The sequence below is a fragment of the Stenotrophomonas sp. 86156_Sma genome (assembly GCF_056481625.1).
Genome location: NZ_CM151157.1, coordinates 2,576,625 through 2,599,542, shown reverse-complemented (window position 1 = coordinate 2,599,542; position 22,918 = coordinate 2,576,625). Strand labels below are relative to the sequence as shown.

At 58.8% G+C, this 22,918-nt stretch carries 18 protein-coding genes; 5 read left to right on the top strand and 13 right to left on the bottom strand.

Annotated features, from left to right (window positions below):
* Nucleotides 1–86: 86 nt before the first annotated feature.
* The 4 genes from ACZK33_RS12150 to ACZK33_RS12135 are packed head-to-tail and all read right to left on the bottom strand — an operon-like array spanning nucleotide 87 to nucleotide 6,780.
* A complete protein-coding gene (locus ACZK33_RS12150) occupies nucleotides 87–1,298 on the bottom strand; it encodes a Wadjet anti-phage system protein JetD domain-containing protein (RefSeq protein WP_180855125.1) in 1,212 nt (403 codons plus the stop codon).
* The gene (locus ACZK33_RS12145; RefSeq protein WP_208043162.1) at nucleotides 1,295–4,714 is read right to left on the bottom strand and encodes an SbcC/MukB-like Walker B domain-containing protein; all 3,420 of its coding nucleotides are present in this window, start codon (nucleotides 4,712–4,714) and stop codon (nucleotides 1,295–1,297) included. The genes ACZK33_RS12150 and ACZK33_RS12145 overlap by 4 nt, the downstream gene beginning before the upstream one ends.
* Nucleotides 4,701–5,357 carry a DUF4194 domain-containing protein gene (locus ACZK33_RS12140; protein ID WP_102947213.1) on the bottom strand — a complete coding sequence of 219 codons (657 nt, stop codon included), beginning with the start codon at nucleotides 5,355–5,357 and terminating at the stop codon, nucleotides 4,701–4,703. Before ACZK33_RS12140 ends, ACZK33_RS12145 begins: the two co-directional genes overlap by 14 nt.
* Before the next feature lies 1 nt (nucleotide 5,358).
* The gene (locus tag ACZK33_RS12135; protein WP_049400904.1) at nucleotides 5,359–6,780 is read right to left on the bottom strand and encodes a Wadjet anti-phage system protein JetA family protein; all 1,422 of its coding nucleotides are present in this window, start codon (nucleotides 6,778–6,780) and stop codon (nucleotides 5,359–5,361) included.
* Between the two features lie 118 nt (nucleotides 6,781–6,898).
* Here ACZK33_RS12135 and ACZK33_RS12130 point away from each other — a divergent pair, with 118 nt between their 5' ends.
* The 4 genes from ACZK33_RS12130 to ACZK33_RS12115 all read left to right on the top strand — a co-directional run bounded on the left by ACZK33_RS12130 (nucleotide 6,899) and on the right by ACZK33_RS12115 (nucleotide 13,248).
* Complete coding sequence (locus ACZK33_RS12130) at nucleotides 6,899–7,756, top strand: BrxR family helix-turn-helix transcriptional regulator (protein ID WP_146027645.1); 858 nt, start codon at nucleotides 6,899–6,901, stop codon at nucleotides 7,754–7,756.
* Between the two features lie 353 nt (nucleotides 7,757–8,109).
* Complete coding sequence (locus ACZK33_RS12125; RefSeq protein ID WP_180855130.1) at nucleotides 8,110–9,675, top strand: hypothetical protein; 1,566 nt, start codon at nucleotides 8,110–8,112, stop codon at nucleotides 9,673–9,675.
* 57 nt (nucleotides 9,676–9,732) lie between these two features.
* Entirely contained in the window at nucleotides 9,733–12,489 is a 2,757-nt protein-coding gene (locus ACZK33_RS12120) for a caspase family protein (protein WP_180855132.1), read from the top strand.
* Nucleotides 12,490–12,762: 273 nt separating this feature from the next.
* A complete protein-coding gene (locus ACZK33_RS12115; protein WP_180855133.1) occupies nucleotides 12,763–13,248 on the top strand; it encodes a hypothetical protein in 486 nt (161 codons plus the stop codon).
* Nucleotides 13,249–13,392: 144 nt separating this feature from the next.
* Here ACZK33_RS12115 and ACZK33_RS12110 read toward each other — a convergent pair whose 3' ends face one another.
* From ACZK33_RS12110 to ACZK33_RS12070, 9 genes are all read right to left on the bottom strand, one after another.
* Nucleotides 13,393–14,007, bottom strand: coding sequence for a flavodoxin family protein (locus tag ACZK33_RS12110; RefSeq protein ID WP_427915905.1), 615 nt, complete (start codon nucleotides 14,005–14,007; stop codon nucleotides 13,393–13,395).
* A 108-nt stretch (nucleotides 14,008–14,115) separates the two neighbouring features.
* Nucleotides 14,116–15,156: a lipid A deacylase LpxR family protein gene (locus ACZK33_RS12105; RefSeq protein WP_180855135.1), complete on the bottom strand. Its 1,041-nt coding sequence runs from the start codon at nucleotides 15,154–15,156 to the stop codon at nucleotides 14,116–14,118.
* Between the two features lie 543 nt (nucleotides 15,157–15,699).
* Entirely contained in the window at nucleotides 15,700–16,443 is a 744-nt protein-coding gene (locus ACZK33_RS12100) for a cation diffusion facilitator family transporter (RefSeq protein WP_099596065.1), read from the bottom strand.
* A 97-nt stretch (nucleotides 16,444–16,540) separates the two neighbouring features.
* Nucleotides 16,541–17,116: an S-(hydroxymethyl)glutathione synthase gene (gfa, locus tag ACZK33_RS12095; RefSeq protein WP_005413334.1), complete on the bottom strand. Its 576-nt coding sequence runs from the start codon at nucleotides 17,114–17,116 to the stop codon at nucleotides 16,541–16,543.
* A gap of 56 nt (nucleotides 17,117–17,172) precedes the next feature.
* Nucleotides 17,173–18,282 carry an S-(hydroxymethyl)glutathione dehydrogenase/class III alcohol dehydrogenase gene (locus ACZK33_RS12090; protein ID WP_005413335.1) on the bottom strand — a complete coding sequence of 370 codons (1,110 nt, stop codon included), beginning with the start codon at nucleotides 18,280–18,282 and terminating at the stop codon, nucleotides 17,173–17,175.
* A gap of 265 nt (nucleotides 18,283–18,547) precedes the next feature.
* Entirely contained in the window at nucleotides 18,548–19,837 is a 1,290-nt protein-coding gene (locus ACZK33_RS12085; RefSeq protein ID WP_180855137.1) for an NAD(P)/FAD-dependent oxidoreductase, read from the bottom strand.
* Between the two features lie 72 nt (nucleotides 19,838–19,909).
* On the bottom strand, nucleotides 19,910–20,782 hold the full coding sequence (locus ACZK33_RS12080) for a carbon-nitrogen hydrolase family protein (RefSeq protein ID WP_017354476.1): 873 nt from the start codon (nucleotides 20,780–20,782) through the stop codon (nucleotides 19,910–19,912).
* Entirely contained in the window at nucleotides 20,779–21,384 is a 606-nt protein-coding gene (locus tag ACZK33_RS12075; RefSeq protein WP_017354477.1) for a GNAT family N-acetyltransferase, read from the bottom strand. Before ACZK33_RS12075 ends, ACZK33_RS12080 begins: the two co-directional genes overlap by 4 nt.
* A gap of 1 nt (nucleotide 21,385) precedes the next feature.
* Nucleotides 21,386–21,793: a ketosteroid isomerase-related protein gene (locus ACZK33_RS12070; RefSeq protein WP_005413338.1), complete on the bottom strand. Its 408-nt coding sequence runs from the start codon at nucleotides 21,791–21,793 to the stop codon at nucleotides 21,386–21,388.
* Between the two features lie 130 nt (nucleotides 21,794–21,923).
* Here ACZK33_RS12070 and ACZK33_RS12065 point away from each other — a divergent pair, with 130 nt between their 5' ends.
* On the top strand, nucleotides 21,924–22,883 hold the full coding sequence (locus ACZK33_RS12065) for a LysR family transcriptional regulator (protein ID WP_180855139.1): 960 nt from the start codon (nucleotides 21,924–21,926) through the stop codon (nucleotides 22,881–22,883).
* Nucleotides 22,884–22,918 lie beyond the last annotated feature (35 nt).

Below are 22,918 nucleotides of genomic sequence, written 5' to 3'. Positions count from 1 at the left end.
CCTTCCCGCAATGATCGGGGCACGCGCATCAAGGCATTAAAGACGGCGCAAAGCAATTTGTCGCCTAGGTCAGACTGCCCAGAATTCTAGGAGCCTGGAAACTGTGGAAGGAGAACCTCCTGCTCCAGCGTCCCCGGATGCGTTTCCACATGAATGGCCAAGTCATTCCACCCGATGGATCGACAAGTTCGAGACATTGCGCTAGACACCGATTCAGCCGTTGGCTTGAGAGCGTAACCGAGACCAATGAGCTCCCTGGGATCCATCAACCACGGCTTCAGGGTGAACCCCGCCTCGGCGGCAGATCCTGCGATGACGGCGCCAATCCTCATCCCACCCTCATCCAAGTCGCCGAAATGGAACGCCTGAGTTGTCTGGCGAGGAAGTGATTTCAAGATCAGCATGTAGACCTGTCTCCAGGATGGGGACGGCATACCACCGGTATAGAGCAGTACGAGGCCGACTTGATCAGATGCAGCCTCAGCAAACTCATGGAATGTCTGTCGATTCTCAATAGTGAGAACACGCCAACTCAGCACGGCTGGGTTCGGCACGAATCCAGCGATGTGGGCAGGAGCGAAGCCGAGATATGGATGAACCACTCCCACCGTCGTAGTCGACGTAACAACCGTAAGTGGACCTGAGATCAGTACGGGCAATGGTTCCTTGTGCAGGCCTATGGCCGAGAACACCTCGCTACTATCAAGTCCAGATGGTGCAATAGAGTTGAACCAAAGCAAATCGATCCATTTCACGATGCCCTCCACTCGCTTGCTGTCACCAAACATCATGGACGAAACCCGGCGCAATAGTTCGTCCCTAACGACGCCTCGCCTTGCTGAAATGAGGCTGATTGCATCCAGTATTTGCGCTACAGAAGCATCGGCAGCCTCTTGCCCGCGAACCTTATGGCCCAACGACCAGCGCTCAATGACCTCGGTCAGTACGGGGAAAAGGCTGGTGTGAGTGTCCAGCATGGAACGGGCCTTTGATACGGAATCACGACGAAGTCGTGCCCCCAAGAAGTTCGCCAGCTTCGCGAGGTTCAGTACGGCAACGCCCGCAACATCCAGAGGCGGCTGCACCATCACCTTGGCCCTGATTTCGATAGCTCCAGAGCGCTCAGCCAGTTCAAGCTCGGAACGAAACGCTCTTGCATCCTCGATGCTGCGCAGGCTGAAGAACTCTGGACATGATGACTCCGTCAGCCTGAGAGCTATTCGCTCATCCTCGCCACGACTCACTGCATTCTGGGAGCGATTGAAAATTGACGTCAGGAAGGCCCGGGCAATACTCATGCAACGACTCCTTCCCCATGGGGCATTCGACTTGCTTCAACACGCTTGAGCTCCTCCTCGAGAAGCTCGGGATGCTTGCGCCAGTTGTCGGAATCCAGAATTACATGACCATCGTCATCAATGCGGACGTGTTTGATGGAGATAAGATCGTCGTCACGGTACATCTCGATGTAGGTATCCACCGATTCGTTGATCTTACCCAAGGCATCGTCCGGTGCCGCGACGATGGGCTGAAGGCCCAATGCCTTCAGGTACTCAAAGACGGCACGGGTATTCACTGAGTCAATCTTGTCACCCAACTCATCGAAAATTATCAGCGACATGCCGCCTTGATCACCGCGCAACTTTCCCAATGCGCGTGCCATCGAAGCTGCAGCAACGATGAAAAGAGGCGCGCGGTGCTCGCCCCCGGAACCCTTGTCCATGCGCTTTGAGAAGTCGGTCACCGTCACACCATTGCTGCGAACGTCAATCTCGAAGTTGAAGAAATTGCGATAGTCCTCCAGAAGCCTGTTCGCCTCTGCATCCTTTCCCTCAAGCATCGCCCTGAACTCAGGAGGAGCATCCACCTGGCCAGAGAAGATATCCCCCTCCGGTCCCGCACCAGCCACCTTCAGTATGAATTTGTACAGCGACTCATGATCTTTATTGAGATTGGTGACGAAGTGATACTTCTCGTTGTTCGAGAATGGCGGCAAGCGCTCCATCGTACTGTTCAGCTCATTGAGCGTGCTGCGCATGCTGGCGAAGTGGTCGCTCAGGCGGGCGGCGATCTGCACCTTGAACGTTTGCTCTGCCGCTTCTGCAGCTTCCGCGGAAAGCACTTGGTAGTGATGGAGCTCGGATTCCTCTAGCCGTTGCTTCTCCTGAGCCATTGTCTCGCACATGGCGCCCAGGTCGCCCACCGCGATATCCATCTGAGGATCGAATTGGTTTGCGTACGTGGACATGTCACTTGCCAACGCCTGCACTTGGGAAGACAACTGATTGCCACTTCTAACCGTAGCGTCACTGATCTTCGCCACAATCGTATGCAGCGATAGGCCGGAACCATCAAACTCATCGCGTTTTGTTTCGAACCACTCATCACCCACGTATTCATTGCGGCGACTGAGAGCCGCCTTTGAGCAGATTCCGTTGGTTCTATCCGCAAGCTCGTCTAGCCGTCTCTGTGCTTGCCGGAAAGCCTCACCATGAGTTCCGACGTCTCTGCTGCTTTCTTCCAGCTTCGACTGTGCTGCCAAGGCAGCTCGCCTTGCCTCTGTGATGAGCAGCTGACGAGCAAGGAGATCAGGTGCGCTTGCGATCTCTTGCATCGCCGCCTTTGCATCAAGCGCGGATTGCTCCTGAATGTGCGAGTTCAGCCATCTTTCAATGTCCTGGATACGTCCTTCAAGTCCCACCAACTTCTCAAGGGCTTCAACCAACTGGCGCGACCGGTTCGCCTCCTGCTCGCACTCGGCTGCGTTCTGCCCCAACGTGCTGCGCTGCTGCCGAAGCACCGCCAGGCGATGGCTGGCATCTTGGCGTCCCAGCACCAGTTCCGTTGCAGACAAGGGGCGTCGACGGCCGAAATCAGCACGTCCAGCCTGCTCGCCAGTACGGGTGAAGCCCTCAGGGCTATCCGTAGTGACGCGCTCCAATCGCTCCAGCCGGCCGAGTCGAAGACGGATATAGTCCACCGCCACTTGATTGTCACCCGCGATCAGATGCGCGAGACCCATTGGCGGAACTACACCCATATCCGCCTTCGACTTCACCGGGTTCACCAACAGTACTGAATCCGGCTTTGTATCCCACGGAATCTTGTTGAAAACGGACAAGGCATCCTCAAATTTGCCGCTACGGACAACCAGGGCAGTGCGCGAACGACCAAGGAATCCCTCGATTACGGGTGCCCAGTCAGCATCTGTGACCGTGACCAAATCGCAGACGGGCGTGCACAGAAGTCCTTTATCTCCAAGTATGTTCACAACTGCTTGGACGGCCGGCGGGAGTTCCGCTTTGCCTTCTTGGATGCGTTTGATCTGCTCGTTAGCGATCCTAAGCTCATTTCCGAGCTTGGACAGCCTCTGCTCGTCATGGTCTAGCTGACGCCTTGCCGACTGGATGATCGGAGCAACCCGCATGCTGGACTCGCGCAATGCTGCCGAGGCCTGCGAAACGTCAAGCACAAGCGCATCGGATACGGATGTGCTGGAAACCGCGTCAAGAAGCTCAACCCAAGGCATCGCCAGATGCTGCCAGCCTCCGAGATCGGGTTTCACGCGGTTGGCCTTCTCGAAGCCCGCCACCACCTCGCGAAGGGCCTGGGCCACATTGGTTTTGATAGGTCTAAGTGATCTCTCTCGTTCGCTGGCCAGGTCACGGGCGGCACTGATCGCCGGATCTGCTGCTGATTGAAGCTCTAGTTCGATGTGCACGCCGTTGAGTCGATCATGCTCTGCCTTGGCGCTGTCGACTGCGTTCTGCGCTGCCTGATGCCTGTCCCGCGCTTCATGCAGCGTAGTTTGTGCCGCATCAACAGCATCCATGTGTTGTTCACGCTCATAGTCATCCAACAGCGCCCTATAGGTCGCTGCGTGCATCCGAGTCTGAGTAGCCTTATGACCGGCTGCGATCAAGCTTTTGACGTTCTCAAGCCTGTCCAGTGTTTCCAGAACCTTGGCTTGAAGCGAGCGCAGATTGTCGAGCTGGGAGCGGAAGTTCTTGAGCTCGATAGGATGGGCATCGACAATGTAATTTCGAACAAAGCTGCTGGTGTCAGGAACTTTCTGCAGATTAAGCGCATTCTTCATCGCTCGCCGAAAAGCTCTCGGGTCGATGCTGCCCCCTCCTTTGGGGCGCAAGGCGAACAACATTGCTTCAACCTGCTTCTCCGCCGACGGAGGCACTGCGAGCCTACCATTCACGCGACTGACTGCGTCCTCCATCAGCTTATTGAACGTTCCCCAGGCCAACGGCAAAAGTTCCGCCTCGGCGTTCGCTTCAAGATGATCATCTAACGCGAGCGCAACCCCTTGGACCACATAGCGCCCGTAGACGTGCAGCTTTGGATCGCCCACTGATGCGCCCAGGGCCAGGCCAACCGAAACCGGCGGCAATTCGCCCTCAGTGTCGCGAAACACCATGGTCAAATAGGACGTCGCATTCTCACGAATATGCTCGTCACCGCGATAGTAGCCGAGGCAGTATTCGCGCACTGAACGCCCCCGAGTGCCTGATACGCCCCCTGACTGCGCATTGAGATCGATTTGATTCTGATCCCCTCCGTACAAGACGATCTGCATCGCATCCAGAATCGCAGATTTTCCCGATCCGTTAGGCGCCACAATGCCCGTTGCAGGACTAAAGCTCAGGGTTTCGGCACGGAATAGGAAAAACTGTACCAGGTGAAATTTCTCAAGCAGATACATTGCCATCCTCCGTGACTTCATTCATTGCGTCGAAAGTAGCTGCATCCCCCTCACCTGCCACTTCCTTGCGGAAGGATTCCAGATGGCTCAAGTATTCCTTCCGCAGCAGATCTCCGATCGCGGGATGGATGCGAACCTTCGCGAGCTGATTCCGTACATCGTCCCTGTCCTCAAAGGCAGCAATCCCCCAGCGCTTGAACTTGGCCATCAAAGAGCGGAAGTCCCCAGGCGAGGGAAAGTCCCTGCCCGTTTCCTTCTCGTAGTGCTCTTGCAAGTCAGGCAAATCGACGAAAGTTTCGCCATTTGGCTCTTCGCGCCCCTCGAAACGGACGCGATGATGAACGCCGGCGAGCACCAACAGCAGCAGGGTTTCGTCCTTGCTGGCTCGCTGTTGGGTCAGTACGTGCACGGGCCGCGCCACGATGTACTGGTAGTTGGTGTCGTGCAACAGCTCGATGCCGAGGGGACGAACTACCTGCTCAAAGTCATTGATATTTCGGCTGACAATGCCGTAATCCTTCCGGGTCGCCCGGTCCGAGGCGGACAAGACCTGGTGGGTTACTAGCCGATAGGCCGCCTGCTCGTAGTCCTGCTCCTCGTACATAGTGTCGCGGCTAAGCGCCTTTTCCCAGTGGCGTGCCATGTCATTTCACCTTGGTGATGTAGAAGTCCGGCATGTCCAAATACGGCCCGGCAATTCGTTCATCACCGGCGCTTTGGAAGCGATATCCAGGTAGTCGCTTTGAAATTCCTTCATGGTGCTTCTTTCCGAGGCCTGTCATTGCTTCCTGTGCGTAGGTGGACAGCGTCTGCACCATTCGAAATTGCTTGATACCGGTGATGGGAAGCTGAGACGCCCGGATCTGCCTGCCTCCTCCCATGACACCCTGCAAGTACACCCTCACCTCTGTTGGCATGGCGGTACGCGCATCACGCGCACGCCTGTGCAGGTTCATCCGCGCCTCCTGCTCGGCTGTCATCTGCCGGGGAGAATCGGCGGTCCTGGGAATGGGCGGACGGGCGATGCGTGGTTGAAACAGGAGTTCACCGGAAAGCAATGCTCCGGGCCCAACGGGCATGGAGGCGTCGAAGTTCTCCGCAGCATTGACTCCGGCGATAGCCTTTTTGATCCGTCTCTCGAGCTGGCCCGGCGCGCGAAGCTGGTACTCGATCATGGCCAGCATGCGACGCTCGATATGGCGCTGATCCTGGCCCAAGCGATCGAAGTAGTCTTGCAGACGATAGACATTGCTCAATCGCCTGATCGCCTTCTCATAGACAGCCTCAGCCGTGCCTTTATCACCTTTGTAGCGTCGCTCGGCCAACCACACGATGATCCGTTCCCGATGATCCCCGTAATGGATTTCCTGAGTTAGGCTCAACACCTGCGCCTTTCGTGCGAGGGGGTGATCGGCGCCAGCCAAGTCCGCATAGTCAGCCATGACGTGCTTGGAAATGTAGTCTTCAAACAACCGACGGATAGCCGCCCCGGGGGTCGCGGACTTGAATATCTCGCGCTGAAGGGTACGCACGTTCAGACTCATGGCGGCAATCCCGGACAGAAGCGCATGGGCGCTGTCGCCGGCGTTTACGAAGTCGTCGCCGTAGACATTGCTTGCAGGATCAAGCACCCGACGTAATGTGTCTTCAATGGAACGCATCTTCGCGCCGACCATCGCCGGCGTGTCTTCTGTGAAGACCTGCAAGGTGGCAAGGAAACGGCTTACCACAGCAGTCATGGACAGAGTGCGCGTGAGTCCCACCTGCTCTTCTTCGAACCAGCCATTCTCCGTGAGATGGCTCAAGTACATGTTGGCGCGAATGTTGAGCGGAGTGAGCTGGCCTACCCCCTCTTCTGCCTGCCAAGCGTCATCGTGTTCGAGGTAGTTCTCGATGAACTGCGTCAACTGCCGCCGTTCCCAGCCGGTCGCCGGGGGAACCTCAGCCTCTGGCCCGAAGAATTCTTCGTACAGACCCAAGAGCAGCCGCCAGTAGTTCTCCCGATTTGCCGAGGCCAATGGGCGAAAGAGTTGCGATGGCAGTACCTCAAACAGAGAGCTGGACACTGTGCAACTCCACAGAAGTTGGGCTGTCTACTTCACATTAGCATAAACGCTAACATATCATAAACGCTAACTTAGCATCAATGCTAAGCTGCGTGTCATCTGACCCCGGCCCAGCCCCATGCCCCGCCCCCGCCCCAATCCAAACAAAAGTCCGGAAACACTTCGAGCCATCGAAACGCTGCTCCTCTGGGAGGGGCAAGTCACCAATGAGCGAGTACGCCAAGTGTTTGATCTGCATATCACCACGGTAAGTCGATTGCTAACCCAATATGCTGAACTCAATGGAGGCGGCCTTGAGTACCGAAGCCATGTGCGCGGATACGTGGCGATGTCTGGCTTCAGACCCCTCCTAACCGAAGGGCTGATCGAAGAGTACCTTGCGTTTGAGCGCCCCCAGGAAGCTACAGGCTTTATCGAGAGCTCCCAGCTTATCCTCGGCGGCGTTGAACGACGCCACTTCGCACTGCTTAATCGTGCCTGCAGAGAGGGCAAGGGGCTCGTTGGCGAGCACCGGTCCATGCGCAACCCAGCACCTCGCACCAAACGACTGTTCCCTCATGCGCTGGTGCAGGCAGGCAGGCGCTGGCATGTTCGCGCATTTGTCATCGCCGAGGACGAGGCGGAAGCCGGACGCTTCCTGGACCTGTCTATAAATCGGCTGAGCGGCTTGAAACAGCTGGCTGATCCTCGGCCAGAGCGGGCCGAGCCTAGCCAGGACGCCGCCTGGCAGACACAGGTAGAGCTGTCGATCGTCCCCCATCCGCATCTGACACCAGATCAGAAGGATATGGTGCGTATCGAGTATTTCGGAGGTAAGGCAGCCTACAGGTTAAGAACCCGTGCAGCACTACTCCAATACCGACTACATGAGCTGCGCTGCGCCACCGATGCAGAGAAGGAGCCGCCGAACGAATTTCACCTCTGCGTCGACGATCCAACCGCGATCCAACCGTGGCTATTTGGCGAGCTGAATTAGCGGATGGCATGATCGTAGCCAAACTTGAGGCCCGGCACGGATACCGCGCTACCCCTGCCTGGGTAGCTACCCTACATAGCAACCGTATCAGATGGACGCCATTGGCATTCAAAGCCAATTCTCCGTCTGTACCTCAATGATCCGGTCGATGAGCCGTGCCCTCGTGTCCCTATCGATCGAGCGCCAAATGCAAACTACCGCCCCAGCTGCGGCATGGTCCGGGGCATTCAACTCTAGCCCTTCGCTTACTGGGCATTGAGGTGACCAATCCCGACCTAGACGATTACTGATTGCCCACTTCATAAACTCATGGCACTCTGGGTTGGGATCATTCTGGTCACAGGGGGCTAGGTATGGGCAGTCTGCATCAAATCCACAGTCGCAACGGCTGTATCGGTGCCGGAACCGATACGAAGCCAGAGGATATCGACGCTATCGTCACGGCGCTTCGTAAGGACGGGCGTGGTCATTTGCTGCTTTACTTTCACGGGGGCCTGGTCGACAAGGCCGCGGGTATCGGTATTGCCCAGCGACTTGAGGGGCGCTTTTCTCAATCGGCCTATCCGGTTTTTTCCGTGTGGGAGTCGGGTTTCGTTGAAACGATCCGCAACAACCTGCGCGAGCTGCCGGATGAGCCGGTATTCAAGAATCTGGTGCGCAAGGCGCTAGAGTACGCGCTCCGCCGCTTGGGAGGTAGCAACGGCGCCCGGACCATCACGCCGGGCAACGTCGATGCAGAGAAGGTCCGCCAGGCAGTTGATACATATTGGAGCGATCCCAGTCGCAATCACGTGCCCTACCGTGATTTCAAACCTGTAGTAGGGCCCTCAGGTGCGCGTGCGGCGAGTGCGCTGATCGACGACGCCGAGATCGAAGCCGACTTGCAAACCGACAGCGAGTTTGTGGTCGCCATGCAAACCCTGCCAACCGCGTTAGACGAAGCACGCGATGCATTCATCGGGGGAGGAGCGAGCGTTCGAGATACCCCGTTCTCGCAGGCGGTATCAACGCAGGTCGCCGGGGTCGAGGGAGGCCGCGGGTTGATCGTCTGGTTCAAAGTTGCCCTTCTGGTGAAGCGCATCCTGCAGGGTGTTCTGCGTCGGTACGCGGATCAACGCGATCACGGCCTGTATGCAACGGTCGTAGAGGAAGTGTTGCGTGGTGTTCATTTTGGTGGCAGTGGACTCAATGAATGGGGCAAGGCACTCCAGTGGAACCGCATGAAGCAGGACTCACTCGATGCGTTCGGCGACGGCTCCGACCTGTATGCCGGAACTGCGCTGCTGGAGCGGCTGCGTGCCGCCCATGCCTCTGAAGGGCTGCTATCGAGGATCACTCTAGTCGGCCACAGCACTGGCGCCGTCTACATCGCCAATTGGCTTGACAAGGCATCAGAGCTTCTGCCGGCCGAGATTGCATTCGACGTCGTGTTCCTGGCGCCCGCCATCACCTACGAGCGCTTTGCCGCCACGATCACCCAACATGGCGATCGCATCCGTCACTTCCGCTTGTTTGGCATGCGCGATGAATTCGAACGGGACGATCAGGTCGTCGGAGACGACTCTAAATTTCCCAATGGGCAGGACTGGAAGCGCTTCATCTATCCCAGCTCCCTCCTCTATCTGGTGTCGGGTGTCCTCGAATCGCGCCCAAATTCCGACGGAACGCTCGTCGACGAACCGGACATGCCGCTGCTAGGCATGGAACGCTTCTTCGCTTGGCACCACATCTACTCAGATAGCAAGTTTCCCGAAATAGGTGCAGTCCGCGCGTGGCTCGGAGCTGCACCGAACCGTACGATCTGGTCCAAGTCCCAAGGACAGACAGCAGGCTTGAACAGCACAAGCATTGATCACGGAGCTTTCGACGACGACGAAGATACGCTGCTCAGCGTTGAGAGCCTCCTCGGCGGATGGTGACATCTTCGAGAGCACGCCAAAGGTGCCCTTGTGTACGCAACAGGGAGAGATGTGGACATGCCGCGAGATGATCACTACGCGATCGTGCTGACAATTAACCGTTATCCCGGCCTGAGTGACCTCCATGGACCTGAGAACGATGGCGAAGAGTTCCGGCAATGGCTCCTCGATCCGGAGTACGGCGACCTGGACACCCGACGTATCCAAGTCATACGGTCGCAGGATTATGGCGTGGCAGCGACCCCGGACGACGCAAACCCGACCGAGAAGGAGCTCAAGAAGGCGCTTAATCTATGGCTGCGCACCCCGAACGGATGGCATGACCGCATTGGACAGCGCTTGTATCTGTTCTTCGCCGGACACGGGTTCACAGCAGGTTCGACGATCCACGACCCGGCACTATTCTCGGCCGTCGCGCAAAACGGCGATACGGCGCATATCGCCGTCCTACGTTATGCGTCGAAAATCGCCAACGCGGGTTTCTTTGATGAAATCATCCTGGTAACGGACTGCTGCCAGGACGTACTCAAGGCGAGCCAGGTGCTCGAGCCGACTTGGACCCCGCCGGACCGGCAACGAACGGCACACGTCCGATTGTTCCAGGCGTATGGAGCGCCGCGGGGACGTCAGTCCTTTGAGCGCAACATTGGCCCGGCCGGGCAGTCTCGCGGCCTGTTCACTAGCGTCCTACTGGACGCGCTGCGCAGCGCACCGCCTGACGCCGACGGATGGGTGACGGATCGCGCCGTCGCGGACTACTTCCAAGTGCTATGGGCCGATCGCTACGAACAGGAAACCGGATACACGCCACCGCTGACTCCCGCAACGAAGCGGATTCGAATATATCAGCGCCCGGCGTCGGCGCCAGCTTCCGCGCTCCCACGCCGGGTTGCCGTCGACCTGAGCCGCATCATTGCTAGATCCGCGGCCATCGACCGGCAACCGGATCCTGACATCTCTCCTTACCCACCCGCGCCGCCCACCGACATGGCGCCAAATGGGCAGCTACGCAGTAGCCAGCTTCGCCAGCTCGAGCATCCCATCGTGGAGCTGACCCCGGGTCTGCATCTCGTCGTTACACCAGGGAATCTACCCGACCTCGCCTTCGAGGTTCCCTACCCGGTGCTGCCAGCTGCAGGCAACACCCCTCCCGTTGCTGCACCTATCGACATGCCCGCTTTGCGAACCGACCAGGTTGCAGCGCAGCCGGTGGTGTTGAGGACGGACAATCCCAACGCGCAGATCACGGTGCTCGATGCTAGCTACGCTCGTGTCAGCATCGGTACGGGAGTGGTCTCGCTGTCCTTAGCTCCGGGACTCTACAAAGCCCTGGTGCACGTCGGGGCCGAATCGGCGCAATCGCTGTTCGTTGTTGCGGATGCGCCCCTCGACCAGCGGTTGCCCGGGCCCGAATTTTCCGCGGCTGCGCCCGTCATCGGCACGTCAACCACGCACCAATATCAGTCCCTTCATGCCGCTGAATACTCGATGATTCCGACGGAGCCAAGCCGCGATCTCAGCGAAATCGGTGAGGTCTTTGTCTTCGCGCGCGACTCCAGTTTCAGTCCCGACGGCTCTCTAAACCCCGCGCCACCGTGGCGGCAGTGGCACCTCAGTTCCCTTGTAGGGGCAACCTTGGAGGAGCGCCTCATCCACAGTGGTACGGACGACAGGCTCGGCTACGCCTACCTCAAATTAGCAGCAACAGCTGGCAGCCTCGCACTGCGAACGGCCAGCCCTTGGGGCGAGTCGAATGAAGACGGACTGGTCGTCCCGGTGATTAAGGGGTGGCGTACCGAGATCTACCTTGACTGTACCTCAGCTCCGCCAACCCCTCCGATGGTGGACACTCAGGGCGCACGAATGCTCGACTTGGCGACTGCCTCCATCCATCTGATCCGGATGGGAAGTGCGTCACTGCTGTTCGATCCGATCGGGCTTGCGACGGAGGCGGCGCGAGCGCAGCTTACAGTCGGCCGGGAGGTGGCGGTGCCATCAACCGAGCAAGCAATGGCCAGCCCGATGTGGGCCTTGTACGCGGCCCTCGCTGCCTTCCAGCGGGGCGGGCAGCACATCGATACCGTTGGACAATGCGTTGCAGCCGTTCCTAAGGAAATCAGGGAGGGTCTATCCGATTTTGCGGTGCTCGCGCAATGGCTAGGCCTATCGAACGTGGCCCATCCGCTCCGTAACCCACCCGCGCTGGCGGCCTCATGGAGCCTTGCCTCAAAGCTGGAGGCGCGAGGCGGACTGGCCTCCGAACTGTTCGAGGAGATCGGCCAATGGCGGTCCGGTGGGAGTCTATGGACTCTCTGGCAGCGTTCGGTTGATGACCGCTGGTTGTTGCGAAATCGGCTCTCTGACCAGGCTATGGGCACTCTGAAGGGTAATGCACAGGGGATTGACGACGCGGCAACCCCGCAAGTGCTCGCCCCCGCCTGGTCACTGGACACCTGGGTTCCGGTCGAAGACGGCCTGAGGTGTCCTAATCCCACCCATAGCCCCTTCCAGCAAGCACTCCGTCGGCGTCTTCTGGATGCGCTGGCTGAGCGCCACACCGATGCCGACAGCGACGCCTTCACCACTGTGTCGCTGCCACCCGAGTCCGATGTCTTCGCCTTGGCAGCGGAGCTCATGCTGTCGCCGATATACGCCATGGCCGCCTATAGCAAGCTGTATGCGGAAGCCCGCCGCCAATCCGACCTGGGGCCTCTCATCGAGTGGGTAACGGTGAACGGAGATGAACCCGACCTAGACTCGACAGCCACCAAGTCGAAGCGCAGCACTCACCTGCAATCAATGGACGACTACTGAGAGGCGAATCGTAAGCGCGGCCTTCACGCGAACCCCATCCAAGTATTCTTAGCGGTGTCTAGGCAAAGTTGTCCCAAGCCACAGCCGGCCTGCGTTGCCAGCCCGAAGCGGTTATAGGTCAAGAATATAGATGAGGTGCGACGCCCGGCCTACAGGATGACATCCTCCCGCGTGTTAGGCGGCTCTCAAGTAGCGCCATTTCTTGGTGGTCCTTGTGCCTTCGCTGTGGCAGTTTGCGATTCGGACCTCACACTACTCACATAGAATGCTGAAATGCCGGTAAGCGCCAATCTCGCCTACGACCTTCTCAAGACCGTGAGCAAACTGGAATTCCAGCTCCGACGGCACGGGGACTTCTTCCGGAAAGACCGGACGGGGCAACCGACGTCCGACGTGGCTTGGCGCAAGGTGCAAGAGCGCGTCCGAAAGTTGGGCGACGATTTCGCGTCAGAGGTTCCTGAGTCGGCGCGCACGCGCCTTCTCTGTCAACGCGATGAGCGCCCCATGAAGCAGATGATTATTGAAGAGAACGGGAACTTGGTGGCCCGCTTTTGCCCCTGCCCATTGGATGCCGAATCGGATGCGGTCGCGCTGGTGGAAGCCATGCGGCAAGTCCGCAACAACCTCTTCCATGGTGGCAAAGAAGATTCGGAAGTGGATCCGTACGAAGAAGACAACGATTGGGTCTACGCCGCGACGCAGGTTGCGATTGCTCTCCAGCATGCGTTGTCTAACGGACGGCTCGACAATCGCGAATGAAACCACCTCACGAAACTATCGGGACGGCCCTAGGCCGTTGACGAGCGTGCAGCAAGGGTCGACGCGGCGATTGGCATAGCGCTAGCTAAGGCGAGGGGTGCCGACTAAACGCAGCATTGGCCGGGGGCATTCATGGTAGGTCGGTCACAGCAGATCCGTAATTCTGAGATCATCTGGGTCCGATCTTCTGAACCAGGCACGCTTGCGCGCCAAAGGCCGATGCTCGAATGATCGCGCACCTCGTCGAACTATCTCTCGCCCAAGGAGCTCAATAGCTGACTGCTTCCATGATCCTCTGGATGTAGTGACTAGTACGACCTTTTTCCCAGGGAACATGTTGCTCCTAACAAACTCCCAAGCCGGCGGCGCTGGGCAACCACGCCAGATGGGTGTTCCCAAATAGATAGCGTCATAGGGAGCTAGATCCATCCACGCGGGATTTATCCACGCGTCATCAAGACCCCCATCAGCCATAGCATTCACCCACCCGGCCAAGCCCAATGAGTAGTCAAATGCTTCGACAGCACGCAGATCGGCGTGTAACTGGTTCGCCAGATAACTAGAGGCTAAGGCGGTGTGCCCAGAGCGAGAGTAGTAGACCACCAGGGCATCGGGTAAAGGAGATCTCGATGGGGCCGGCGCCTTTAGCTTCTGAAGTTTCTCCAGCCTTCGTCGCGCTGCCCACACGACACAGCAATCAATCACCTTGATCCCAGCGGCAAGCGCGACGATGACTACGACGAGCTTGGTGATTAGCATCATTCAGTACTCTCCATCATGCACTCCCGCGTTACTTCTGTAGTCGCTCTGCGAGGTACTGCACTCAAGGACATAGCATGGTCGAACACCCGCGATCGTCGCCATCTACTATAGCGAGCGGCTAATAGTGAAGCTTCCGAACACCGGCGACTGGCGCTGGCCATAGAACTCCCGGGTGCTGTGGTAACGCGCCATTGCGAATTTCCAGCGACCGCGCATCACCGCGATGCCGTAGCCGCCTTGGGCGACCACGTGGCGCTTGTCCACGCTGTGGCTGTTGCGAAAGGTATTGCCGTCCAGAGTGATGTCGCGGATTACCCATGCCGCGTCGGTGGTCGCAAACAGGTGCCAGGACCAGCCGCTGGGGCGGCCACCACGGGTCGGCGCGGTGTTCTCGCCGGCCGGGCGCAGCGGCGTGCTGCCGAAGTCGTCGGGCAGCTTCCAGCCGAAGCGCACTTCGCCACCGGCGTTGGCCTTGGTTTCCAGGTTGCCGATCGCACCGCCATAGTGACTGATCGCATCCCAGCCCCAGCCGCCGGCATTGACACTGGCATCGGCCGGCCAGCGGCGCATGCGCTCGTGGGTCAGCATGAATATCGGCTCGTTGTGCAGCTGGTTGTCCCAACCCTTGAACTTCTCGTCCCCCAGCGCGTCGTGCACGGCGTTCTGCACCTGCCTGCCTTGGGCCCAGGGCCCGACCACGCCCACGGCCAGCTGGGTGGTCTGCAGGCGGTCGCCGCTGCGTGCGTTGAAGCCGAAGCTGGCCAGCAGCACGCCGGCATACGGCCGGTCATCCTCGATCAGGTCGCGGCGGGTCGGGTCGGTGGGGGTGAAGATGGCCTGGCCGATGCTGAAGATCATGTTCTGCTGCTCGAACCTGCCGGGGTGCAGGCCTTCCAGGTACTGGTTCACCCAGCGCGCCATGCGCGGCAGGCACGGGTCGGCGGTGTAGTCGACCAGGTTCGGCGAGACCAGGGTCAGCTGCGCGCCGTTGGTATAGCCCTGGTCTTGGTGGCGGCCACCGAACAGGTCGTTGTCGACGCGGAAGCTGATCTGCGGCGGGTGGTCGCGCATCGCGTCCGGGCCACATTGTTCGGCCGCCTGGGCCACCGGGGCTCGGGCAGCGGCCAGGAACACGAGTGCCGCCATCACAGACAACCGACTAAGCGCCAGTCTTTTCATGGGCTTGCTGCCATTTGACTCAATGTGAGGTTCAATTGAAGATCTAATGCGCTGTCGCAGTAGACCCGGAGGAAGGGGTTTGAGCCATACACCAGGCCATCAGCCGGCCGCACGCCAATTGCTTTCAAAGGCGGCGCATCCCTGCAGCAGTATCTAGCGCTCTTGGGCTCGCCAAGACGTTCGCCTGAGCAAGAGATCGTCCAGGCCCTCTCTAAGTGCAGCAACAGCCGGCGCCCCAGGTGCTGACCTAGACTGAAGGGCACGTCACCTCGCTGCGAAGCAACGTCAGCCGCTCAAGATGGACGTTTCAGAATCACAGTCAGTTTGTTGATCTCTGACTGAGAGAATGGCCACCCCGCCAGCAACTCCGCATCATGTGAGGTGGGGCATAGGCGCTCGGCGGGCTCGCCAGATGCGTCCAGGAATGACTCCGGTCGCAGCGAGTTTTGTGGAAGGCTCCCAATCGCAGGGCTAGCCTCCGTGCTGAGCACGGAGGCACCACCGCACTAGCTACTTACGCCGACCTGTCCACGCCGAAATGGAGCTACGAAGCAATCTAATGGCCCAGACTGCGACAACCGACGCGCCGATGAGGCCTGTGACTGAGTCCAGCCATGTCACGTCCCAGATCATCCCCACGACAAGTGCAGTAATTGCGAGTGCCGTTACAGCGGTGTCCGTAGCGACGTGAAGATAGGCCGCACGAAGATTGGGACTCCTGCGCGCACCGGGCCCCTTCTCGTCAGCATGGCGCTCATGCGGAACGTGGCAGTGATCAACCGCAGCACCTTCGCGATGGTAGGCAGAATGTAGCCACCGCGCTGAGAATATATTTGTAATCAAACCCGCAACGGCGATGGCAAGCGCTTCTGAGTACTGAACAGCCTCTGGCGCATGGAGACGCTCCGTCGATTCATAGGCCATCGAAGCGGCAATCCAAAGCATGATCATCGCGCTTACGCTCGCCGCGATGAGCTCAACCGCTAGCACCCGAGCCGCGCGCTCTGGGCGGCTCTGATTCCGCTCAGCGTACCAAGCGATAGAAAGTGCGAACAGGAGTACCAGCACGTGAGAGCTCATGTGCCAGCCATCTGCGAGAAGAGCCATCGAGTTGAAGGCCCATCCTCCAGCAATTTCGACGGACATCATGACCGCAGTGAGAGTCGCGGCCTTCGTAATTGCCCGTGCGTTGCCGGTGCTCTGTACGCCCTGCAGAGTCCGCTCGTGCATTGCGTTGGGGGGAAGCAAGGACATGGTCGAAGACTCCAGGCTCTGAGCGAAAATGTATACGCCGGTGGCGTACTGTCAGGAAGTACCGCCCCTTGCATGCAAGGGGCGGCATTTACACTACTTAGGAGAGAACGCCGCTGAGTCGTGCAGCATGCGCGGACAGCGCATCCATGAGCGGCGGGTTCAACACGTCGTACGGCTCCAGGGACAGAGCCTTCAGGCGGCTACGGACGCCGTCCATCTGTTCCGGCCTTGCGCCGCCGCCTTCGATGATCGAAGACACGAATGCGGCGAAGCGCGGTTCTTCCCAGCCCTTCTGTTCGGACAGTTCAACGTGAATGAAGTCCAGGCCGTAGAAGGCATGGGACTTGTTCTCGATGCGGCCAAACATGTGGACACCGCAGTCCTTGCACGCGTGGCGCTGGATGGTCGCAGCCGGATCGACAATCGCCAGCTTGTCGGCGTTCGCCGTGATCGAAACGGTATCGCGGGGAACGACACCGACCACGGAGAAGATGGCGCCTTCCGGCTTCCAGCACTTGGTGCAACCACAGGCGTGGTTGTGGGCCACATTGCTTGCGACGGAGATCTCAACCGGCTTGTCAGAGCACAGGCACTTCAGCGTGCCGCCCTTGAAGCCGGCGGTTCCGGCAACGACGCCGGAATCGACCGAGGGATGGATAGTTTGGTGTTGCATGGACTTAAACTCCTATTGTTGGAAGTGCAGCACCGGTTGCCCGGTGCTGCGGTGCATCAGTAGTTGATGACAGTACGAATGGACTTGCCTTCGTGCATGAGTTCGAAGGCTTCGTTGATTGCTTCCAGGCCCATCGTATGGGTCACGAACGGAGCCAGATCGATCTCACCCCGCATGGCGTCTTCGACCATGCCAGGCAGCTGGCTACGGCCCTTCACACCACCGAAGGCGCTGCCAATCCAGCGACGACCGGTCACGAGCTGGAACGGACGGGTGGAGATCTCCTGACCAGCACCGGCCACACCGATGACAACGCTCTGGCCCCAGCCGCGGTGTGCACACTCCAGCGCCGAACGCATCACATTGACGTTGCCGATGCACTCGAAGCTGTGATCGACGCCCCAGCCGGTCATCTCAACGATGACTTCTTGAACCGGACGGTCGTAATCCTTCGGGTTCACGAATTCGGTTGCGCCGAACTGCTTGGCCAACTCGAACTTGGACGGGTTGGTGTCCACTGCGATGATGCGACCAGCCTTCGCCTGACGAGCACCCTGGATCACCGCCAGGCCGATGCCACCGAGGCCGAACACGGCCACGCTGTCACCTTCCTGCACCTTGGCCGTGTTGTGCACCGCACCAATGCCAGTGGTGACACCGCAACCGAGCAGGCAGACGTGCTCCGGATTCGCTTCCGGATTGATCTTGGCCAGAGAGACTTCGGCCACGACGGTGTACTCGCTGAAGGTCGAGCAGCCCATGTAGTGATACAGCGGCTGGCCGTTGTAGCTGAAGCGGCTGGTGCCATCAGGCATCACGCCCTTACCCTGGGTGGCGCGTACGGCAACGCACAGGTTGGTCTTGCCGCTCTTGCAGAACAGACACTCACCGCATTCTGCGGTGTACAGCGGGATGACGTGATCGCCGGGCTTCACACTGGTCACGCCCTCGCCCACTTCGACAACGATGCCGGCGCCTTCATGGCCCAGCACCACCGGGAACAGGCCTTCAGGGTCATTGCCCGACAGGGTGAATGCGTCGGTATGGCAGACACCGGTGCTGGTGATCTTCACCAGTACTTCGCCCTTCTTCGGCGGAGCAACATCGATTTCGACGATCTCGAGCGGTTGACCGGGACCGAATGCAACGGCTGCACGGGATTTCATGTGAGTTCTCCTTGGGTGTAACGAGATAAGTGCGACAACGGTCTTTGGGGCGAGCTTGATCAGTGGTACATCGGGCGCGCCGCCCCTGGCGCCGGCTCTAGAACGCGTTTCAATCAGGTCGAATGCGCCTACAGCATTCTTCTTGGCGAGCTGTTGGGACCAAGTATTGGACTTCGATGGATTGCTGTATATGGAACAGATTGGATTTCATAATTCCTTGCGTTGGAATTATTGACTCGCAGCTCCGCCCCTCAGCTCGCCCGCATCAATGCAACTTGAGGCGAGGCTCCGTACTCCGTCCCAATGCGTCTGCCAACATGCGCGCAACCACCCGGCGTGTACCGAACAGGCTCCTCTGGTGCATGCGATACAGTGAGATGTAGAACATCCTGGCCAGCCAGCCCTCGACCTTGAATGACCCCATGAGGTTGCCCATCAGCGTGCCAACGGCGCCCTCCCTCGACAGGGACACCAGCGATCCATAGTCTCGATAGGTGAAGCTGGGCAGCGGGCGTCCCTCGATACGGCGGGTAATTGCCAGCGCAAGGAAGTGAGCCTGCTGATGAGCGGCCTGTGCCCTGGGGGGAACGTTTGTACCGCTGTGTCCATTCGGGCAGGCTGCACAATCCCCGAATGCGAAGATGTTCGGATCCTGCGTTGTCTGCAGCGTTTCAGATACCTCGAGCTGGTTGATGCGATTGGTCTTTAGGTTCCCGAGGGATGCAAGGAAGACGGGAGCACGGATGCCCGCCGCCCATACCTTCAGCCTCGCAGCAACCTTGATGCCATTGGCGAGTTGCAGGCCCTCTTCATCCACTAGGGTCACAGCCGAGCCACACATGACACGAACGCCTTCATGTACAAGCCGCTCGGCGACCGGCAGGCTCACGCGCTCTGGCAGAGCTGGCAGCACTCGCGGACCAGCCTCGATAAGCGTGATCTTCAGATTCTCGGGAGAGATCTTGTCCAGCCCATAAGCGCTAAATTGCCTTGCAGCATCACGCAGCTCGGCCGCCAGCTCGACACCGGTGGCACCGGCGCCGACGATCGCAACCTCCAGTGTTTCTGACTTGCCACGCGCTTGCGCGCCCATGTACTCGCTCAGCAGCCGCTTCTGGAAAGCAATGGCGGCATCGGGATCGTCCAGGAACAGGCAATGATCCGCTGCACCGGGAGTTCCAAAGTCGTTCGTTCCGCTACCCACACTGATCACCAGGGTGTCGTAGGAGATCGAGCGACGGGGCGCAATAACGTTGCCCTCCTCATCGTACAGTGGGGCAAGCTCGATCTTTCTGGACTTCTGATCCAAACCCGTCATCCGCCCCAACTGAAACTGGAAGTGATTCCAGCTAGCTTGGGCGAGATAGTTGAGCTCACTTTCTGCGGCATCCAACGCGCCTGAGGCAACCTCGTGAAGGAGTGGCTTCCACAGATGCGTCATCCGAGCATCGACAAGAGTGACTTTTGCTCGCCCTGAGCGCCCGAGCTTCCGGCCCAGCTGCGTAGCCAGCTCCAGCCCTCCGGCCCCACCACCAACAATGACAATACGATGCATTTTGATTCCCCAGGTATTTGAGTTGCCAGCGACGCCCACGAGCACTTCATGGCCCAGGCATCTAGACGTTGGTTAGTTCAGGACCTCAACGGAATGGAAGCGGAGCTGACCATCCCAATCCTTGTCGACGGCTACCTGCGCTCGTGCACGGCTTGCTTCGAGCGCTGCGAAGTCAATGTCAGCAATCGCCCACTCCTGATCGTCGGAGGTCGCTGCGAGCACGCCGTCACTGGGGAAGCCATGGTCCATCGGTGAGAGGATCATTGCCTCACCGGTGTTGACATCAAGCGCTTCACTCCAGTCGGCGACGCCGGCGGTGACCGCCTTTGCCACGAACATCCGATTCTCAAGCGCTCGCGCTCGGCACCCAACATCGACACGGGTGGCACCGGCGTCGGTGTCGGTGCAACTTGGCACCAACAGCAAGCGCACCCCTGCCTCTTGCTGGAGGCGAACAGGAAGCGGAAATTCGCTGTCATAGCAAACCGCAATCCCGACACGCTTTCCGTCCTGCTCAAACGCCGCGATGCGATCGCCAGGCTCGATGACAACTGCCTGCTTCTCGAAGCCAGTAAGCTGAAGCTTGTCCTGCCATCCGCTGCGACCATCAGCTGTGAACCACCAGGCACGGTTGCGATACATCCCATGGGATGTTGCGGTGAGGAACGTTCCTGCCTGGATGGTCATTCCCAGTTCGACAGCCAAGGTGCTGTAGAGCTCACACCATGCGCTCTGATAGATCTGGAGCGACTCCAGGGTGGACCTCAGGCTAAGCTGAAGAGCTTCTGGAAGAGTCGAACCCAGTTCCAGCGACAGGTATTCCGGAAGTACTGCAAGCTCAACTCCTTGTTCCCGTGCGTCATTCAGAATTCGGCGCTGGCGCGCAGCGAACTCGGCAAAGGTCTTCGGACGACCGATCACGTACTTAGCTGCTGCAATCTTCATGTAACGTCCTCCAAGGAACGGAGCCAAAGTGAAAGTGTCTGCTCGGTTTCGTGCGTGGCTCCATGCTGCCGCCAAGGAAGAGCGACCTTCATCGCGCTCTGTTGTGCATACCCACGGCGAGTCCAGAAGCCTTCATTGCTTCGATATCCAGGTGGCCTAAGCGGATCAGTCTCCGACCGAACCACCGACGCGAAAGAAGACCACTTGAAGCCCTTTCGTCGGGCTTGCTCCTCTCTTCGATCAAAGAAGACGTGGCCCAAGCCAGCTCCTCTGTACTCCGGCCTCAGTACGGACTCCCCGCAGTAGAAGACTTCTTCTGGCCGGGGACCGTGCTCCTGGAAGGGACGAATGAAAGCGGCATCGGCGCTCAACAAAGGAAGGCCAGTCGATGCACCTACAACGTCCCTTCCATCCCTGGCCAGAACAACGATGCCCCCGTCAGACGTCGCATAATTGCGGAGGTAGTGACGCTCATAGTCCATGTCTCCTTCGTACAGGTAGGGATAGCTACTGAATATCTCGATCCGCAGCTGAGCGACGCGATCGAGCCAGTCCTCGATTTCGGTGCCGACCAGTACCTCTACTCGCACGTTGGTAGCCATTTCAGGGCGCCTTGTGGACCTGGGAAATCCAGTCCTCCAGGTTGTAGTAGTTGGTAACGCGCGCAATCTTTCCATCACGGATGTCAAAGAACGCGCCACCGGGAAGAACATAGATCTGCCCTGCAGCTGCAGGGAGACCTTCGTCCGTGTGGTGGTAGAGTCCGTGCACCACGTACTCCGCGCCGGCACGCGCACCATCGCTGCTGTACATCACCACGATGTCGTGAAGCTGCTCGCTGTAGCAGGAATCCATGCGGCTCAGGAACGCGCGGAATGCGTCGATCCCTACTTCGCGATTCCCCTGATTTAGATCGTGCACAACGTCGTCAGTGAGCATCGAGAGCATCGCGTCGCGATCACCGCGGTTGAATGCCTGGTAGTACTCTTCGATGTAGTTGAACTTGCTCATCAGGTTCTCCGGTCAGGTGAGGGTGTGGAGGAATTCTGGAGACCTGAAGAATTGTTGTATATGGAATTGATAGGATTTCATAATTCCCTGAAATGGAATAATATGAGCCCAACGACCACAGGGCCTTAAGATGAACAGCGAGCTGGATCTTCTAAAGACGTTTAGGGCCGCGGCTGAGGCGCCGAGCTTTCGTGAGGCCGCTGTTCGACTGGGAAGCTCTCCTCAGGCCATCACCCGAGCGATACAGGCCCTTGAAAGTCATTACGGGGAGCTGTTGTTCCACCGAAGCACACGCCAGGTTCGCATCACGGCCTTTGGGGAGGACCTCTTACATCAGCTGCGGCCGGCGCTTGAGGGCTTAGACAAGCTGTGGCGCCCGCGAACCAAGGCGACGGCCTCACAGATTGAGGGCACAGTCCGAATTAGTGCCCCTCACAGCATGGGCTCCAGGGCAGTTCTTGCCGCCTTGGATACAGTGACCCAAAGTCACCCGGGAATTGTCTTGGACGTTCGCTTAAGCGATCGGGTTGCAGACGCTGTCGATGAAGGGATCGATGTCGGAATCCGCGTCGGCTTCATGCGTGATAGCAGATTCATTGCGAAGAAGGCAGGAGAGATGCGACTGCACGTCGTTGGCTCCCCCGCACTTGTAGAGAGAATCGGAGCACCAGCGGAGACTAGCGAGCTCTCGCGGTTTCCACTGGTTGCGTCGGTGGACATCAATACAGGCAGGCCCTGGCCCTGGTACTTGGCTGGAGGCGTACAGGTGGCGCCGACAGCACCGGTCTTCATTGCAGACAATGCCGACATGGAGATGGCAGGGGTCATTGCGGGCTTGGGGTTTGCCCAACTTGCTGATTACATGGCTGCCCCACTCATTCAGTCAGGTGTTCTGCAGCGTGTGATGGAAGAATTCGATCCTGCGCCGTGGGGCTTGTACGTCTATCGGCCTCAACGCGGCCCAGTCTCACCTCGCGTCAGAGTAGTTTTCGATGCACTCCATTCCGCCGTCGGAGCACTACCGAGCCTTACGCAGATGGCGCCCTCCCCCACCTCGGCCCTAACGCCACCCAAAGCAGGGAAGCGCTAACGCCGAGTCGCTTGGCCGCTCTCTGATACGGGATC

Bases quoted from the DNA above. Each gene is read 5' to 3' on its own strand.
- ACZK33_RS12150 (WP_180855125.1), bottom strand. From the start codon at position 1,298: ATGAGTATTGCCCGGGCCTTCCTGACGTCAATTTTCAATCGCTCCCAG.
- ACZK33_RS12145 (WP_208043162.1), bottom strand. From the start codon at position 4,714: ATGTATCTGCTTGAGAAATTTCACCTGGTACAGTTTTTCCTATTCCGT.
- ACZK33_RS12140 (WP_102947213.1), bottom strand. From the start codon at position 5,357: ATGGCACGCCACTGGGAAAAGGCGCTTAGCCGCGACACTATGTACGAG.
- ACZK33_RS12130 (WP_146027645.1), top strand. From the start codon at position 6,899: ATGCCCCGCCCCCGCCCCAATCCAAACAAAAGTCCGGAAACACTTCGA.
- ACZK33_RS12125 (WP_180855130.1), top strand. From the start codon at position 8,110: ATGGGCAGTCTGCATCAAATCCACAGTCGCAACGGCTGTATCGGTGCC.
- ACZK33_RS12120 (WP_180855132.1), top strand. From the start codon at position 9,733: ATGCCGCGAGATGATCACTACGCGATCGTGCTGACAATTAACCGTTAT.
- ACZK33_RS12115 (WP_180855133.1), top strand. From the start codon at position 12,763: ATGCCGGTAAGCGCCAATCTCGCCTACGACCTTCTCAAGACCGTGAGC.
- ACZK33_RS12110 (WP_427915905.1), bottom strand. From the start codon at position 14,007: ATGCTAATCACCAAGCTCGTCGTAGTCATCGTCGCGCTTGCCGCTGGG.
- ACZK33_RS12105 (WP_180855135.1), bottom strand. From the start codon at position 15,156: ATGGCGGCACTCGTGTTCCTGGCCGCTGCCCGAGCCCCGGTGGCCCAG.
- ACZK33_RS12100 (WP_099596065.1), bottom strand. From the start codon at position 16,443: ATGTCCTTGCTTCCCCCCAACGCAATGCACGAGCGGACTCTGCAGGGC.
- gfa (WP_005413334.1), bottom strand. From the start codon at position 17,116: ATGCAACACCAAACTATCCATCCCTCGGTCGATTCCGGCGTCGTTGCC.
- ACZK33_RS12090 (WP_005413335.1), bottom strand. From the start codon at position 18,282: ATGAAATCCCGTGCAGCCGTTGCATTCGGTCCCGGTCAACCGCTCGAG.
- ACZK33_RS12085 (WP_180855137.1), bottom strand. From the start codon at position 19,837: ATGCATCGTATTGTCATTGTTGGTGGTGGGGCCGGAGGGCTGGAGCTG.
- ACZK33_RS12080 (WP_017354476.1), bottom strand. From the start codon at position 20,782: ATGAAGATTGCAGCAGCTAAGTACGTGATCGGTCGTCCGAAGACCTTT.
- ACZK33_RS12075 (WP_017354477.1), bottom strand. From the start codon at position 21,384: ATGGCTACCAACGTGCGAGTAGAGGTACTGGTCGGCACCGAAATCGAG.
- ACZK33_RS12070 (WP_005413338.1), bottom strand. From the start codon at position 21,793: ATGAGCAAGTTCAACTACATCGAAGAGTACTACCAGGCATTCAACCGC.
- ACZK33_RS12065 (WP_180855139.1), top strand. From the start codon at position 21,924: ATGAACAGCGAGCTGGATCTTCTAAAGACGTTTAGGGCCGCGGCTGAG.